This window comes from Peribacillus phoenicis (genome assembly GCF_047238085.1).
GTDB lineage: Bacteria > Bacillota > Bacilli > Bacillales > DSM-1321 > Peribacillus.
The window spans coordinates 1,552,064-1,567,678 of sequence record NZ_JBDFMF010000001.1 but is presented as its reverse complement, the minus strand read 5'-3'; the positions used below and the strand labels follow the sequence as shown (position 1 = coordinate 1,567,678).

At 35.4% G+C, this 15,615-nt stretch carries 13 protein-coding genes and 1 pseudogene; 3 read left to right on the top strand and 11 right to left on the bottom strand.

The genetic code is table 11. From position 1 onward, the window contains the following. Positions 1–203 precede the first annotated feature (203 nt). Positions 204–656 carry a hypothetical protein gene (locus tag ABC374_RS07590; protein ID WP_413016767.1) on the top strand — a complete coding sequence of 151 codons (453 nt, stop codon included), beginning with the start codon at positions 204–206 and terminating at the stop codon, positions 654–656. A gap of 652 nt (positions 657–1,308) precedes the next feature. On the opposite strand, the gene ABC374_RS07585 is transcribed toward ABC374_RS07590, so the two are convergent. The 6 genes from ABC374_RS07585 to ABC374_RS07560 all read right to left on the bottom strand — a co-directional run bounded on the left by ABC374_RS07585 (position 1,309) and on the right by ABC374_RS07560 (position 7,113). Then, positions 1,309–1,623, bottom strand: a complete 315-nt coding sequence (locus ABC374_RS07585; RefSeq protein ID WP_207440008.1) for an MTH1187 family thiamine-binding protein — start codon at positions 1,621–1,623, stop codon at positions 1,309–1,311. Between the two features lie 320 nt (positions 1,624–1,943). Continuing rightward, positions 1,944–3,113, bottom strand: coding sequence for an MFS transporter (locus ABC374_RS07580; protein ID WP_413016764.1), 1,170 nt, complete (start codon positions 3,111–3,113; stop codon positions 1,944–1,946). A 368-nt stretch (positions 3,114–3,481) separates the two neighbouring features. Then, complete coding sequence (locus ABC374_RS07575) at positions 3,482–3,859, bottom strand: hotdog family protein (RefSeq protein ID WP_413016762.1); 378 nt, start codon at positions 3,857–3,859, stop codon at positions 3,482–3,484. Between the two features lie 187 nt (positions 3,860–4,046). Next, positions 4,047–4,823 (bottom strand): AraC family transcriptional regulator, encoded by a 777-nt coding sequence (locus ABC374_RS07570; protein WP_413016760.1) that lies wholly within the window; start codon positions 4,821–4,823, stop codon positions 4,047–4,049. 16 nt (positions 4,824–4,839) lie between these two features. Continuing rightward, the gene (locus tag ABC374_RS07565) at positions 4,840–5,415 is read right to left on the bottom strand and encodes a LysE family translocator (RefSeq protein ID WP_413016758.1); all 576 of its coding nucleotides are present in this window, start codon (positions 5,413–5,415) and stop codon (positions 4,840–4,842) included. Positions 5,416–5,736: 321 nt separating this feature from the next. Continuing rightward, positions 5,737–7,113 carry an aminotransferase-like domain-containing protein gene (locus tag ABC374_RS07560; protein ID WP_413016756.1) on the bottom strand — a complete coding sequence of 459 codons (1,377 nt, stop codon included), beginning with the start codon at positions 7,111–7,113 and terminating at the stop codon, positions 5,737–5,739. Between the two features lie 161 nt (positions 7,114–7,274). On the opposite strand from ABC374_RS07560, the gene ABC374_RS07555 reads away from it, so the two are divergent. Both ABC374_RS07555 and ABC374_RS07550 read left to right on the top strand, forming a co-directional pair. After that, complete coding sequence (locus tag ABC374_RS07555) at positions 7,275–8,177, top strand: DMT family transporter (RefSeq protein WP_413016754.1); 903 nt, start codon at positions 7,275–7,277, stop codon at positions 8,175–8,177. Positions 8,178–8,217: 40 nt separating this feature from the next. Further along, positions 8,218–8,824: pseudogene (locus ABC374_RS07550) on the top strand (FMN-binding negative transcriptional regulator). A gap of 222 nt (positions 8,825–9,046) precedes the next feature. Here ABC374_RS07550 and ABC374_RS07545 read toward each other — a convergent pair. The 5 genes from ABC374_RS07545 to ppsA all read right to left on the bottom strand — a co-directional run bounded on the left by ABC374_RS07545 (position 9,047) and on the right by ppsA (position 14,439). Continuing rightward, positions 9,047–9,277, bottom strand: coding sequence for a hypothetical protein (locus ABC374_RS07545; protein ID WP_413016752.1), 231 nt, complete (start codon positions 9,275–9,277; stop codon positions 9,047–9,049). A gap of 311 nt (positions 9,278–9,588) precedes the next feature. Next, entirely contained in the window at positions 9,589–10,215 is a 627-nt protein-coding gene (locus ABC374_RS07540) for a GyrI-like domain-containing protein (protein WP_413016750.1), read from the bottom strand. 399 nt (positions 10,216–10,614) lie between these two features. Then, positions 10,615–10,998 (bottom strand): VOC family protein, encoded by a 384-nt coding sequence (locus ABC374_RS07535; RefSeq protein ID WP_413016748.1) that lies wholly within the window; start codon positions 10,996–10,998, stop codon positions 10,615–10,617. A gap of 102 nt (positions 10,999–11,100) precedes the next feature. Further along, the gene (locus ABC374_RS07530; RefSeq protein ID WP_413020290.1) at positions 11,101–11,379 is read right to left on the bottom strand and encodes an ArsR/SmtB family transcription factor; all 279 of its coding nucleotides are present in this window, start codon (positions 11,377–11,379) and stop codon (positions 11,101–11,103) included. Positions 11,380–11,823: 444 nt separating this feature from the next. Further along, the gene (ppsA, locus tag ABC374_RS07525; protein WP_413016746.1) at positions 11,824–14,439 is read right to left on the bottom strand and encodes a phosphoenolpyruvate synthase; all 2,616 of its coding nucleotides are present in this window, start codon (positions 14,437–14,439) and stop codon (positions 11,824–11,826) included. Positions 14,440–15,615 lie beyond the last annotated feature (1,176 nt).

The window sequence follows — 15,615 nt, the reverse complement described above, 5'->3', positions numbered from 1 at the left end:
TTTTGTTGTCAACCTGAAAGTACCCTTTAGGTGTTTTTTTCATTTTTCCACTTCCCTCTAACAGCTCCATTCGATATCACGATTCATCCCTATCAATTAAAAGAGAATCAGAAATGAAAAAAATTTGCCTATTAACAGCTTCTTGGTACTAATCTCTTTTTCTCCTAATAAACTTAATAAACTAACTATTTAGGAGGGGTGCAATGTTTAATCAAAAACTGGATAGTAATAGTCCACTTATATGTAAAATTAATGACATCACTTACCATAAATACAAACTATATAAGAAGTCATATGAGCGGGAAGTATTCGTCATAAAAGATTACGGTGAAAACCGCGGTGTTACCAATAAAAGTATTGCGTTATTCGAAGCAGTTAAAGATCATTTTGATCGTTTTAAAATCGCAAAAATTGTTAAAGAAATTAATAAAGATAATAATTTGCTTGATAGCGATCTCATCCTTATAGACAAAAAAGGAAATGAGCTGCACCTATCAGGTTGTAGTTGCGGGTATGCTGGCACAGGTTCGCATGGAACTGTTGAAATTTTGAATAAGGCTGGATTCGAGATAGATAGAAGGTTTGTATTTTGTTCAAAAGGATTCACTCTTTTTCATCCAATTGAAGAAAAAGAACTTTATGGCGAACGTTTATAAATTATATACACTCACTACCTCAACTTATGCAGTTAACTGATAGAAGTCGGTAAAGAGGACACGGTAGTATGCTAATTACAAGAAAAAAGTAAAATGATACATGGATTATGCAAGATAGAATATGGAAATCTATGAAATGCAGTCAGCCAATCTGCTCCTTTTCATTATTTAATAAATAAAGCCTTAGTAACTGAGAAATCAGTATTACCAAGGCTTTAAAGCTATTAATACATTGACATTAATTTAAAATCGGGATATATCTCCGAAAAACAACAATATATCGACGAAAAGCAGGATATATCTCCGAAAACAGCAATATATCATCGAAAAGCAGGATATATCTCCGAAAAAAAGCAATTTATCGACGAAAAGCAGGATATATCTCCGAAAACAGCAATATATCATCGAAAAGCAGGATATATCTCCGAAAAAAAGCAATTTATCGACGAAAGACGAAAATCGAGGTATATCTGTATTCGGATAATTTTTGCCATAAGAAAAGTCCATGCGACCAGGATTTGCCGCATGGACTGGTTTGTATAATTGCTTAATACACGGAAAAAGTTTCCGCATGAAGTCTCCTTAAGGATTCCCATGGTTCCAAACAGTTATGAACTAATTTCACTGCGAGACCCTATTACTGCAGAAGCTGTTATTCCTCAAGCATGCCCTTCACTCGCTTTACTTTGTCTTCCATCCTGCGTTCTTTATCACGACGGTCATCGATTCGGATATTCGTACAGACTCTAGCAAGACCTTTTTCAAAAGGTACCTCGTGCATCGCTTGAATAACTTCAAACAGTTTAGGCAGGTCGCCTTCAATGATTGTATTCATGGGAGTCAGTTGAAAACGGATTTCTCCCTTATTTTCATACTGCTTTAATACTCTTTGAATATCTGCCACATAGCTGCTAACACTTGGAGTTTGTGTACCGACAGGTATAACCGTTACATCAACAATTGCCATTTTTATTCACCAATCCTTTTTATGTATTAATCAAGAAGATTACTGACATCCATCCTACATAGACGGATGTTTTTTACTATTATAACTCAAACTTCGCACCTGGGAAATTTGATATAGCTTTGCAGCGTGGAATTCGAAAATCAAAGCACTTCTACTGGCAAGAAAATTCGGTCAATTAAAAAAGAATTATTGATTTTTGACACTTGACCTGCTGACTAGGTCATCAGCTGCTTTTTTTATACATCCCTTATATGCGTACGAGTAGAATTGGTATTTCCAGTAAACAAATCCACCTCTATTAAAATAGAGGTGGATTTGTTTTAGATCGATTTCTTATTCCTTATCTTTTCATTTAAATAATCCTTATAGACTAAAACAGCAACAACAATAAAACTTAGACTAACAAACCTGAAGATCATCTCTAAACTGATCCATTCAGCTAAAATACCTAATACAAATGCACTAACTCCAACACCTACGTCAAAACTGGAAAAAAAGGTTGCGTTGGCTGCTCCTCTTTTTTCTTCACTTACCTTTTGAACAGTCCATGTTTGTAAACATGGCATAACAGTTCCATAACCTGCCCCAAAGAAAATCGCCGCAATGATAAGTTGAGAATCATTTGTCGTATACGACAGGATAACAAGTGAAAAAAATCCTAACACAGCTGACATAATGATAATAGACCAAGGTCCTTTTTTGTCATACCATTTTCCGGTAAACGGACGTAGTAAAGTTGAGACAGTTGCATTGATAAGGAAGAATAGAAAAATATGATCTACTTCCCTTTGTTTTCCAAAAAGAACCAAAAATGTAATGATAGCCCCAAAACCAAGTGTTGTAATAACTGTAAGTAATGCTGGGAACCATACGTCTTTTTCAAAAATCATATCCAAAAAGCGAAATGGCTTCTTCTCACGCTTTACAATAGTAGGTGAATATACAAATTGAAGCGCAATTACTGCCAACAAGCTCAGAATTACTGATGACCATATCAAAATAGCGAAGGAAAAAGAGTCATAGATAAGGATACCTATACTCGGTGCAACGATAGCCCCGACTGTTGTGGATATAGAAAAATACCCTATTCCTTCTCCTAAGCGTGTCTTAGGAATCAAATCCACTACTATTGTACTATTAGCTGTGGTTGATACCCCCCACGCTGCACCATGGAAAAGTCGTAACAATAGAAGAAGCCAAATAATATTTAGAAACGGATATAGTATCGTAATGATCATTAAAGCTATACTTGCACAAATGGCTAGACTTTTCCTCCGGTTATCAATTAAATAGTAACCTACAAAAGGCCTGATTAAAACAGCACCTATCGTAAATAATGATGTTACTAGACCAACCTGAATGGAAGATGCATTCATGCTTAACAAATAGGCAGGCAAAATAGGAAGCAACATTTCAAACCCAATAAAAACTAAAAAGTTGCTTAAAAATAAAAAAAGAAATGATTTATTAAAAATTCTTTGATTTTTCATATAATTATTCCTCGCTTCTAAATTATTTTCTAAGTTAGAAGCGTTTGGAACACCGAAACGTTTTTCAATTGTCTAAGGTTTTTAGTCAATTGACTCACCCTCTCTAAACCCTTTAAAAAATTATCAAACAATCATATCAGAACCTCCACTTATAAACAAGCTAATTTTTAAACAGCTAAAAATTAAATGACTTTATAGTAATTGGAGCAACTTTATTGTCATCCTACAGGAATTAATAGCCAGTTTTTGTTATTGTATATTTATTCCAATAAAAAAACATCCTCGACAGGATGCTTTAAAATTACTAGGCTATAGAATCAGTTCAAAAACAATAATCAGAATAAAATTAAGCTGCTAAGTATATACGTTTATAATATGACTCCCGCAAAGCTTCCTCTTAATACTTGTTCCTGATTCTGATTTGCGCATAGGAAAGTTGCCAATATAGATATTCTACCATTATCTTTCTTTTCAAACTTTTCAATCGTTACTTCACATATTATTGTATCTCGTGTAAAAACTGGTTTAACAAACTCAAAATTCATAGTACGAGCCAGTACATTGTTTTCTCCACCAACTTTTGTTGGTAAACAAGCAGTCAACAACCCTTGAATAACAAGTCTCCCCTGTTCATCGGGAGTAATATGGTGATTCCCCTCATCCCAGGATACTTTTGTGAACAATTCAACATCCTCTTTAGTGAAAGTCCGTTCAAATTTAATAATATCCCCTACGTTTAAAGACAACTATATACCCCCTTTTATTTTTATCCTAATTTAATCGTGTAGACTTATACGATTGCCGCCATTATATTACTTGAAGTTTTTCAAGATAGATAGCCGTGGTAACGTCTAATGTGCAAATTCTCCCCATTAAAAATGCTGTAATGTTTAGTTTTACATTGTAAAAGAATCAGTCTCAATCTATCCGTTCTCATTTTAAATGTGACATATATTCAAATGCCGTTATTCCATATACGCTTTTAAAATGTTTATTTAAATGGGTTAAATCAACAAAACCACAATCAGCAACAGCTGAATAAATATCTCCGTTTTTTTCTATTAGCTGCTTTGCACGTTCTATCTTGCAGTTAAGAAAGTATTGGTATGGTGAAATTCCAGTATGGGCCTTGAATAATCTGATAAACTGGAATTTAGATAAATTAAGCTCTTTACATATCTCGTCAAGTTTAAGTATATTGTCTAAATTGGTATGAAACATATCCTTTGCTTTTCTAATTGAAGCGTTATCTTTCTTACAGTCTGTAGAAAGATTAGTTTGAATAAGGCTATCTGCGAGGGATAAGAGTAATTCACTGCACAAAGCCTCATCTTTATCACTTAAAATAGCATTAGAAAGATTTAATATTCTTTGTTCAATTCTATAATCATACACAATGGGAGTTGAAAATCGTACTAAATCCTTTTTCTCAATAACCTCTAAAAGCAATTGTGGCTCAATATATAGCATAACATAGTCAAGACCTGCCTCATCATGTGCCATTCCGTCATGTGCCTGTTCTGGATTAAAAAGCATAACACCATTTTGATATGACAATTGTAAACTTCCATCCAAGTTATAATGTTGAATACCACGCAATGTTACACCTATAGCATATTCCTTGTGAGAGTGCTTTTTATACGTAAAATCAGTTATACTGGCTGACAACGCCGTAATACCTGCAGATTTTTTATAGATAAATTTGTCCAATTAATTCACCCCTTATCTACAACCAAATCATTATAGCAGAATAAGCTAAAGATAATGCCATCACGGCATTAACAATTTTTTCATGCTTCTGTAAAAACTCCTTGAAGATCGTACCGAAAAGAACCCATGTAATAAATGCTAAAAATCCAACAATGGTAATAGAAACAACACTTATTGTCACTGCAGGCATTGCGGTATAGTGGGGCATAATAAAGCTGGGAATTACAGTCATTGTAAATAGAACCACCTTAGGATTTAAAAACTGCATAAGGAAGCCTGACATAAAAGTGGCAGTTTGGTTTACAGTTGGTTTTGATGTATCCATTTTATAAATTTGATAAGCGAGATAGAACATATAAAAGCTTCCGATTAACTGTATAACGATCAAAATTTTTGGGATTATCGTTACTAGCATAGTATTCAACATAGCAGAAATAACAAGTAATAAACCAAAAGCAATAGTTGCTCCATACGTATATTCCATTGCCTTCTTTGTCCCCTTATTATGCACTGTGGATAATATCACGATATTAGTAGGTCCTGGTGTAAAAGTTACAATAAAACAGTAAATTAAAAAAGATGTAATATTCATGAGGAAAACTCCTTTCAAGTAACCCATATATTACATCTTAAAATCAATTGGTATATAGTATATTATTGCAGGTTTATTAGGGTAGTACCTCAAAGACCTCACAGAAAACAGCTTTAACCCTTTATCTTGCCTTTTGTAATATGGGAGTACATAAAGGTTTATTTCAAAAAGAACATCAAAGGATAGTTTACAGTTTTTGAAAGTAAGTAAATATGTCTCGAATGATTGCTCAAATTCTAAGTTACATAATCAACCGTTTTGATTTATGCTTGGAAAACCGTATAATCCTCTGATACTGCCCTCTATAAAAACTTACCATTACTATATGAGTAAAAAGTTATTTGGAGTAATATGATTTTTTCTTCTGTCAATTAAAGCAATACAGTGAGCCAATCGTTCTACCCCTAGTTTAATTTGACTCTCGTTCACTTGAGAGATGCATAATCGAACGAGATTTTCCTTTTTATATTCTGCTAAAAACATCCTTGAGGCATCATCAACATATATATGCTGCTCGTTTAGCATATGAACCACCTGTTTTGCTTTCACATTCTCGGGCAAACTGATGGAAAGATAGAATCCTGAATTCGGTTTAGAAAAAGAAGTATTAGCCGGCAGCAATAATTCACATGCTTCTTGAAGGATTTGCATTTTAGTTCGGTATACCTCTTTTACTTTTTTGAGATGACTATTAAACATACCGCTTTTTAAGTAGATTTCTAGCGCACCTTGAGAAAGTGCTGAACTGTTAAAATCCGAACTGAATTTATATCGCAAGAAATTGTTAATCATTAATGCAGGAAGAACGACAGTCCCAATCCTTAACCCGGGGAGAAAAATTTTCGAAAGGCTTTTAATATAAATCACTCTCCCAGAAGGATCAAAAGAAAATAAAGGATCTGATTTTGGATTTGGATCAAGGTCTCCTAAAATATCATCCTCCACTATATATACATCGTATTTTTCAGCTAACTCAACGATTTTTTTCTTTTCGCCATTCGTGTAACTATGTCCAAGTGGATTGTGAAATCTCGGGATAATATAGAAAAATTTTATATCATTATTTCGAAAAATGTATTCCAGTCGATCCAGATCAATCCCTTCCATTGATAATTCAATCCCAAAAGTAGTAGCTTGATGCAGATTGATCGACTCAATGAATCCAAAATAAGTAGGCTGTTCAATTAGAATATTGTTTTTCCCATTTGGAAATGGCATAGAAACTAATAAATGGAGGGCTTGCTGCGAGCCAGAAACAACCACTAATCTCTCCGGTTGAGTGAACACCTGTAAATTTTGCAAATATTTCACCAACTGCACTCGCAGTTGGTAAAGCCCTTGTTGATCAGAGTATGTAAAAAGCTCTTCCTTATAATGGTCAATTGCTTGATTCATACAATGTTGAAATTCCACATAAGGCATAACATTTTTATCTGGACCGGCAGACAAAAAATCAATCACCCCATTTTCTTCCGCCGCTTTTTTATAATCATTCACAACATAGTAGCCGCTTTTAGGAACAGAATAAATTAAATGCTCTTTTTCAAGTCCGTCGTATGCTTTAATGACCGTATTCTTGCTGCATGAAAAATACTCAGATAACTGACGAACAGAAGGAAGTTTACTGCCTGCATTTAGCGAACCACCTGCTAGTCGAAGCTTAATTTCTTCCATTATCTTAATATATTTTGAGTTCATCAATTAATCCTCCTTAAACTGTACCAGGTCAGATGGGTAAAAAATGGGTTTATTTTTATTGTATGTACTCATAGTATGTTAATTATAGCAAAACTGTTTTTTATGATAAATAAACAATGATACAGATGTGATACAAAATATAAAGATTGGGGTTGGGTAAGATGCAGGGAGTAACCAGGGAGAAATTAGGATTATTGTTGGGATTAGTAGGCGTCATTTGTTTTAGCTTAACGCTCCCTGCTACAAGTATTGCTGTAGAGTATTTTGGGACTACGGTCGTCGGTTTAGGAAGAACGGTTTTTGCTGCTATTTTAGTAGCTGTGGTATTGATCGTTCGAAAGGAAAAACTGCCTTCTCCAGGCCAATTCAAAAGTCTACTTATTGTTGCTGTTGGTGCAGTTTTAGGATTTCCTCTCCTCACTTCTTGGGCAATGGAATCCTTGCCTGTTTCTCATGGAGCTGTGGAAGTAGCACTGTTACCGTTAGCGACAGCTGGATTTGCTATGTTTAGAGCAGGTGAAATCCCTTCAATCAAATTCTGGGTTTCAAGTATAATCGGCTCTTTAGCTGTCATTATGTATGCACTTCATCTTGGATTCGGTCAATTGCAATTTGCCGATTTAGCTTTACTAACGGCAGTGATCATACTGGGACTTAGTTACGCAGAAGGGGGGAAATTAGCGAAAGAATTAGGCAGCTGGCAAGTGATTGCTTGGGCAATAATGATCGGTGCTCCATTTTTCATTATTCCAGTTGGTCTAAACCTTACAACTGAAATGATCCATGCCCCTATCCAAGCTTGGGTTAGCTTAATTTATCTCGCAGTGGTTAGTCAATTTCTAGCATATGTTGCTTGGTATAGCGGAATGGCTATGGGCGGAATATCAAGGGTTAGTCAGATTCAATACTTACAACCATTTTTGATGATTCTATTTGCAACAGTATTTCTAGATGAATCCATCACAATTTTCACTCTTGTCATAGCAGTGATTGTTGTCTTTTCTGTTATATTAGGCAAAAATGCTCCTGTATCAAAAAACGGAGCTGTATCGGGGAAAACCTAACTGCATGTTCAATTGAGATTTCTGTATAATTAAATAAAAAATGTATATTCCTGCACAATTTATCAGTAAAGACCCAACACTGGCCTTCGAGATTATGAGGGACATAGTATTGCGACCCTTTTTAAACATAATGGAATGTCTTACGGGACTCATTTAGCATTAATATTGAACGAGGATAATTCATGCTTATATGGACATTTTGCCCGTCCTAATCCTCAGTGGAAAGACATCAAAAATCAAACCGTCATGGCTATTTTTCATGGACCGCATTGTTATATTTCTCCATCTTGGTATGAGACGAAAAATGCAGTACCAACGTGGAATTATGTGACCGTCCATGTTATGGAGAAGTCGAACTTCAAGAGGATGAACATGAATTAATGAGCGCCCTACATGATATGGTATCGAAGTACGAAGCCCCTGACAGCTCATACAGTTTGCAAAATGTAGATGCTGAGTTTCTCGCTGGTATGAACAAAGGAATTCAAGGATTCAAAATAAAAATCAACAAAATAGAAGGGAAAGCTAAGTTAAGTCAAAATCATCCATTGCAAAGACAAAAGTTAATTGTTGATCAACTGGAACAAATGTCAAATACTGATGAGCAACAGATTTCATTATTAATGAAATCAAATCTAAAAAAATAACATGAATGTTACTGAACTATCGGGAGTGTTGATCAAATTAGGATTAACGCTCTTTCTTTTTTCACATTAGGTTTAAATCTCGTATTGTAAAATCCTTATATGTAAAAGCTTTCATATTTATTAGGTCTTCTTAGATCCTACGACTTAGTTTCACTGGCTTCGGTTATTTTTCTTATCGTTCTCACCTCAAAAAAAAACACCCAAATTAATGGATGCCTCCTTTTATTCATCAATTTTGACTTCTTTCAATAGATCATTTCTATACGAAATTGCATCACGTTCAAAAACTTTTTTAAACCTGTTTTCGTACTCTCCGCGGGTTATTAGACCTTTTTCTTCCAGTAATTCTACTATAGCTCTAACCCTTACTCTACTCGACACTAATTCGTTTGTCATATTGGACAATAAAATACCGATTTTCTCATCATCATTCATTTTCTCATCATCATTCATTTTTTCATCCCCTTTGTTTAATTAATTTGACAAAAGGGACCAATTTCCTGCAAAGAAAAGCACCCGAAAATAATAGATGTTAATGTTTTTCAATAGGTAAAATAAGGTGGGCTGTTAGGTCCTCTTTTATAGCCTCATTTAATGAGCCATACTATCACACCCGATTATGGAACACTTTATAGGTTCACTTTATTTTTTTAAGGACTACTTTATTGCATCCTATGGAAATAATGCACCTTTTACTTTATGTACACTCCTTCAATCTTTGCTACATTAAATAATGAATGCATGTTAACAGCTAAGAGTTTATGCTATTCTATTGGCTTAACCTTATATCTCAAAACAGTTTTTAATTTAGCAGGTTCGACTTTTCTAAAATCTGAAAGATATATTTCTCTGTGTTGTAATGAAGTTCTTTCAAGATTATTATTTTTTATGAATTCATTCATTAATTTAAAACTTTGAGGTTCATCATCATATGGACCTACATGAAGCATTTGGACAGATAATCCATCATGAAATGTACCGAACTTTACATCATTAAGGAATGGATGTGGTTTCTTGTTTCCTACATGTTCAAATGCTCTCTCCACTACTTCTTTTGTAACAAAATCTGGTTGTCTAATCATGATCGTATATAATAATTCATCTTTATTTAAAGTATCTTTTTTTCTTCCCTCTTCTGTTAAATCCCATATTCCTTCCAATGGATATACGGTATATTCAAAATATCCATCTGGAGTGTATCCTTGCTTCGGCATCATTCTGACCGCATAAGCCAATGAATAAAGAACACCTATCTTTTCAGCGAATTCGTGCTCATTTGGATTTCCTTTTCCCTTTATCGAAAAGAATTTCTGTTCTGGAATTGTTACAAGTTCAGATTTTTGTTTTGGGATATATAAATTCTTCTCTTGTTTTCTCCATTCGTATTTCATTAGTTTTTGTTCCCCTTCTCTATAACTCTTCAATATGTTTGAATACTACTTCAACGTCCTTTTAATTGAACCTTCATCTGGACAATTCCTTCAAGCCCTTATTGTTTCACTAAATCAAAATAAGCTGGGATATTCCCGTACATCCATCGAGTATCTTTTGACCAATATGATAGATTACGTCAAATACACAATATTGTATAGTATTCTATGAATTCTTAGATTGAGCTCTTTCCATTTTTCTTCAAAACCAGGCTTACTTTGTAGGTTTGTCATGCCAAGAAAGAGTGGTACATATTTGTACCACCCTTCTACTTCTCTTTCCACAATCGTGCCCTTTAATTTTATTGAACAAGAAAAGCTTTAAACTCATATACGAATTACTTGTATTTCATCATAAAGTTACTGCTGCATTATCTGAATAAGGTTGCCGCATGTATCGTCGAAGACAGCTATTGTGACTTCGCCCATTTTTGTCGGCTCCATAGTAAACTTCACGCCGTTTTCCATTAATCGTTCGTACTCTTTACGAATATCTGCAACGCCAAACATTGTTGCTGGGATGCCTTCGGAAAATATCTTCTTTTGATACTCCTTTGCGGCAGGATGCTCATTCGGTTCGAGTAAAAGCTCGGTACCGTCATGATCATCGGGAGAAACAAGCGTAATCCACCTGAATTTCCCCATGGGAACGTCATGCTTTTTTTCAAATCCCAGCTTTTCTGAATAAAATTCCAGTGCCTTGTCTTGGTCTTGTACGAATATACTGGTAACAATGATTTTCATAATGTTTTGCCTCCTTGGATATTTGCAACGTATGGTGCTCTGCTAACAATCTGGCTGCAAGCAAAACAACCTACATTCGCCAGAAGTCCTGTTCCGAAAAGATTACTCTATCCATCCTTTCAACAAGTTTTTAAGTGGTTCGTTGTTGAACATAAGTACTCGATATTTTCCCTTTCGTTTAGATTTTACGAGACCTGCATCTTCCAATGCAGTAAGATGTTTAGCTATCGCCTGTCTCGAAATGGAAAGGTCGTGCTTCATAATGAGACGTACCGTAAGTTCATACAACGTCAACTCGTTGCGTTCGGATAGTTCATCTAATATAAGTCGACGAGTCGAATCGCCTAGTGCTTTGAATATAGCGTCTTTGTCCCAATTCATATATCGATTATAAGCAACTATACGGTTGCTTGTCAATCATAAACAACTGTATGGTTGCGTGACAAGGAACCGTATCTTGCAATCCTAACAAGTTAAAGTCACATAATAGTAGTTTGAACCATTATAGAAATTTAAACTGTTTTTCAACAAAAAAGTAACACACTAGTTAAAATTATAAGCACCTTGTATGTTTTTTTAATACGTTTCTTATTCAACTCCAGTTAGTCTAATTCCATACAATTTAGGATATCCATCTCATATGAAGTGTTTCTCCATTGTAGTGTTTTTAAATCAATTACAATCATTTAACATAGAAAAAAATCCCTGATCAAAAAGCAGGGATTTTTGGCATTTTAATGATCTTAGAGAACATTAAAATTATTATTCTATAACAAAGATAAGAATTTCAATATAACATCCTTTATACTGTAAGGTATTCAGCAATTACAATATTTCGATATACCCCTCTGTCCCATGCACTCGAATTCGTTGCCCATCTTTTATCAGTTCGGTCGCATGTTCCACCCCAACAACTGCTGGTAAGCCATATTCACGTGCGATAACTGCTCCATGGGTCATCAGTCCACCAACTTCGGTGACTAAGCCTTTTATGGATACAAACAATGGTGTCCAGCTAGGGTCAGTAAAGGAAGTGACTAATATATCTCCATCTTCTAGATTAGCTTCTTCCATGTTTAAGATGACACGTGCTCTTCCCTCAATAACACCGGAAGAAACAGGCAGACCTACAATAGCTTCGGCTGGGAGATTTTCTCGTTTGTACTCACCTACAATGATTTCACCATCAGACGTGATCACACGCGGTGGAGTTAGTTTTTCATATAATTTGAACTCGTCTTTCCGTTTGCTGATGATCTGGTAATCCAGTTTTTTTGTGCGCACAACTTCGTAAAGTTCTTCAAAAGTGAGATAGTATATATCTTCTTTTTCATGAATGACGCCTATTTGTACGAGTTGATCGGCTTCTTTCAGTAAAGCCTGCTTATAAACGAAGTAGCGATTAACCATGCCGTATTTTGGATATTCACGATAACCGATGAAATTCCGTATCAGGTCGATCATTCGTTTTGTTTCTTTGGCTTTTTGATCACCATCCGGTAATTGCTTCAATCGATCTAATAACTCTTGTTCTTTTATCAAAGCTTCCTGTCGCCCTTGCTCAAATTTCCGATTGCTGGCGTTAGGCTCAAAGTTTTTGATGTTACCCAGAATCAACGGGACAAGTGTAATTGGTTTTTCACTCCAACGAGTTCTAGTAATATCGATTTCTCCGGCACATCGCATGCCGTATTTGCCGAGATAATCATAGATAGCTTCTTGCGTTATTTGTCCACCATCAAACTTAACCAGTTCATCCAAAAAGTTATCATCTTTTACATGTTGTAAATAATCAATGACTTCCGGATAAGGACGAATCACATCTGCGACATCCAATAGCGCCAGACCCATTTCCGAAGTAATATTGTTTGGTACAGATTGAGAAAGCGTATCTGCTGCGTTTTTTTCACCTAACCACTCATTCATATTTTCATTGATCCATGATGAAGCATCCATAGCAGCCATAAACACAGCTGAACTTTGTGGGTCAAATAAAATCTTCTTTAATATCTGGATATCTTCCAGAATAAAATCAAATAAATCCGACCCTGATTTCGTTTGGATGTTTTGTTTTAACTCTTCTATCGATGTTTGACTGTTCTTAATCAAATCAGAAACGATTGTTGGGTCGTTTTCGATTTGTGCCCTAGAATCCGCAGACATCACACCTTTATTGCTTTTACCGGAACTCTGTTCTTGCTTAACATTTGGTAAAGATTTTATGAAATCTCCTCGCTCTATTATGGTAAAGAGTGCGTCTTTCATGAGCAGATCGTGTTGTCCCATGGCATCTAATAACATTTTTCTGCTGTCAGGTGAAGCCAGCATATGTGTGACATCAACAAATAGCCTTCCACCAGCTTTACGCATAGGTGCAGGAGTCGTTAACAGGAAAAAAGACAATCCCAATGGTTTCATGGGGTCGGTCATCATTTGTTGATGACCGACAGATACGTAAACGTGATTTTCTTGATCATTCGCCTCAGGGATCGGGTATAAAGTAGTGATTGGCCGGCTCTGGACAATATAAAATGTATCATCAACCAAACACCATTCGATATCTTGTGGGTAACCAAAATAAGTTTCGATCTGTCTTCCTATGCGTGCCAGCTGTAAAATCTGTTGATCAGTAAGTGTTTGTTTCTTTTGCTGATCCGGATCGATTTGTTGTTTCACTGTTCCGCCTTCTTTTCGTCCATAGATAGCCAATTTCTTCGTTGCTATCATCTTATCGACGATTTCCTCTTCCTCTACTTTATAACAATCGGCTGATACCAAGCCAGAGACCAGTGCTTCGCCAAGTCCAAAACTGGCATCGATTGATAGCAGTTTTCGGTTTGAAGTAATCGGATCAGCGGTAAATAGAACCCCTGAAGCCTGTGGGAAAACCATCCTTTGAACGATAACGGATAAATAAACTTGACTGTGGTCAAATCCATTTTGCATACGGTAGATTACAGCGCGATCCGTAAATAGGGAAGCCCAGCATTTGCTGATATGCTGCAAGATGGCATCGACGCCGATGATATTTATATAGGTGTCTTGTTGACCAGCAAAAGAGGCATGTGGTAAATCTTCTGCAGTCGCACTGGAACGCACTGCATATGCATGCTCATCACCAAACTGGGAGAGATGGTGAGTAACTGCTTTCACAACATCGGAAGGAATATCTATTTCCATAATGATATGTCGAATCATCCTGCTGATTTCACCAATTTGTTCACGATCTTCTACTTTTAGCATTGTCAGTCGATCCAACAAAGCTTGGTACGTTTCGTTTTGTTCGATGGCTTTTTGATATCCCACTGTTGTAACACAAAATCCTTCTGGTACTTGTATTCCTTCAATTTTTGATAATTCCCCTAAATTTAATCCTTTTCCGCCAACGAGCAATAGCTGTGTTTTTTCCATTTCCTGAAAACCGAGAATCAATGAACCCATTCTATACCCCTCCCACAAATCTCAATAAAGGTCTATTGTATTTTAGCAGTAGCAAATAAGAATAAATAGTCTATTTTTACCATTTTTTATATGCTATAATTAAATTAGGAAGAGGAAGAGTTCAACTGCCATACAGTAACCAAATGCCCCGGTTCATCCCCTTGAAAGCAGTTCCATAAAAAATACCAGAATCAAAATAAATTGGCCCTGGCAGAACTGTATCATCATGATTTAATTTAGTACTTTAAAAGAAATGACAGTAATTTCATGCCATAATCATCATTATAATTATGTTTACGATAATCGGAATTGCTATTAACATAATAAATATTCATTACTTTAAAAAGATATTTAACTGAGCACCTGCACCTTTTTGGTGCTTTTTTATTTCCTCCTCATAGATCTACCAACTGGTTTAATTCTTCTTTTTTCTTAGGCTTCGCCAGACGTTTTTTATATAGTTCTAGTAAAATGAAATAATGTATCTAGAGAGAAGGTCCATTTTTAAACATAGGCAGTATCACTCCCCTTCTCTCTGCCTATTAATTAGTTTTTTAGGATTCTCACCCACATTCTTTTCATAATTCCTCTACTGTTTTATCTTCGTTTCGTAAATGATTTGTTAAGTTTTTATAAAAATCCTATTTAATTCTTTATGCATGATAAAATTCTGGTTAGACAAAGTATAAATCGCCTAAACCAATGATTCATTTGTTAAGGTGCAAGGCTGCACATTTATATTTTTTGATTTTGCTTATAATAATTAAAAGAGGGTTTTAAATGATTTTTCCTACTATTTATTTACCTAGTACAGAAGATAGACACATAGTTAAAGATAAAAATACTTTTGAGTGCGGAGCCAGATACCAAGTATTCCCTATGTTAACAAGAAGGGACCTAAGAAAGATTAGATTCATGCATTACGAAGAAGTAACATGTCTAAGATGTAAAACGAGTGTAACGAAGAGATAATTATCATTCCAAAACGCAAACCCTTATGTCGCAGTTTGTGTTCCTTATCCACTTTAAATGTGATCTAAGCATTCTTTGCCACAATTCTTTTTGCCAACCTTCTTACCTATAGGTGTTGTAATTTTTAGTTGTGGCATGGACGGCAATATCGTTTTGTAAATTATCTTTGTTTCCCCGTACCAACCATCTGGTGGATTCATAGGA

Bases quoted from the DNA above. Each gene is read 5' to 3' on its own strand.
- ABC374_RS07590 (WP_413016767.1), top strand. From the start codon at position 204: ATGTTTAATCAAAAACTGGATAGTAATAGTCCACTTATATGTAAAATT.
- ABC374_RS07585 (WP_207440008.1), bottom strand. From the start codon at position 1,623: ATGGCAATTGTTGATGTAACGGTTATACCTGTCGGTACACAAACTCCA.
- ABC374_RS07580 (WP_413016764.1), bottom strand. From the start codon at position 3,113: ATGAAAAATCAAAGAATTTTTAATAAATCATTTCTTTTTTTATTTTTA.
- ABC374_RS07565 (WP_413016758.1), bottom strand. From the start codon at position 5,415: ATGAATATTACATCTTTTTTAATTTACTGTTTTATTGTAACTTTTACA.
- ABC374_RS07560 (WP_413016756.1), bottom strand. From the start codon at position 7,113: ATGAACTCAAAATATATTAAGATAATGGAAGAAATTAAGCTTCGACTA.
- ABC374_RS07555 (WP_413016754.1), top strand. From the start codon at position 7,275: ATGCAGGGAGTAACCAGGGAGAAATTAGGATTATTGTTGGGATTAGTA.
- ABC374_RS07545 (WP_413016752.1), bottom strand. From the start codon at position 9,277: ATGAATGATGATGAGAAAATGAATGATGATGAGAAAATCGGTATTTTA.
- ABC374_RS07540 (WP_413016750.1), bottom strand. From the start codon at position 10,215: ATGAAATACGAATGGAGAAAACAAGAGAAGAATTTATATATCCCAAAA.
- ABC374_RS07535 (WP_413016748.1), bottom strand. From the start codon at position 10,998: ATGAAAATCATTGTTACCAGTATATTCGTACAAGACCAAGACAAGGCA.
- ABC374_RS07530 (WP_413020290.1), bottom strand. From the start codon at position 11,379: ATGAATTGGGACAAAGACGCTATATTCAAAGCACTAGGCGATTCGACT.
- ppsA (WP_413016746.1), bottom strand. From the start codon at position 14,439: ATGGGTTCATTGATTCTCGGTTTTCAGGAAATGGAAAAAACACAGCTA.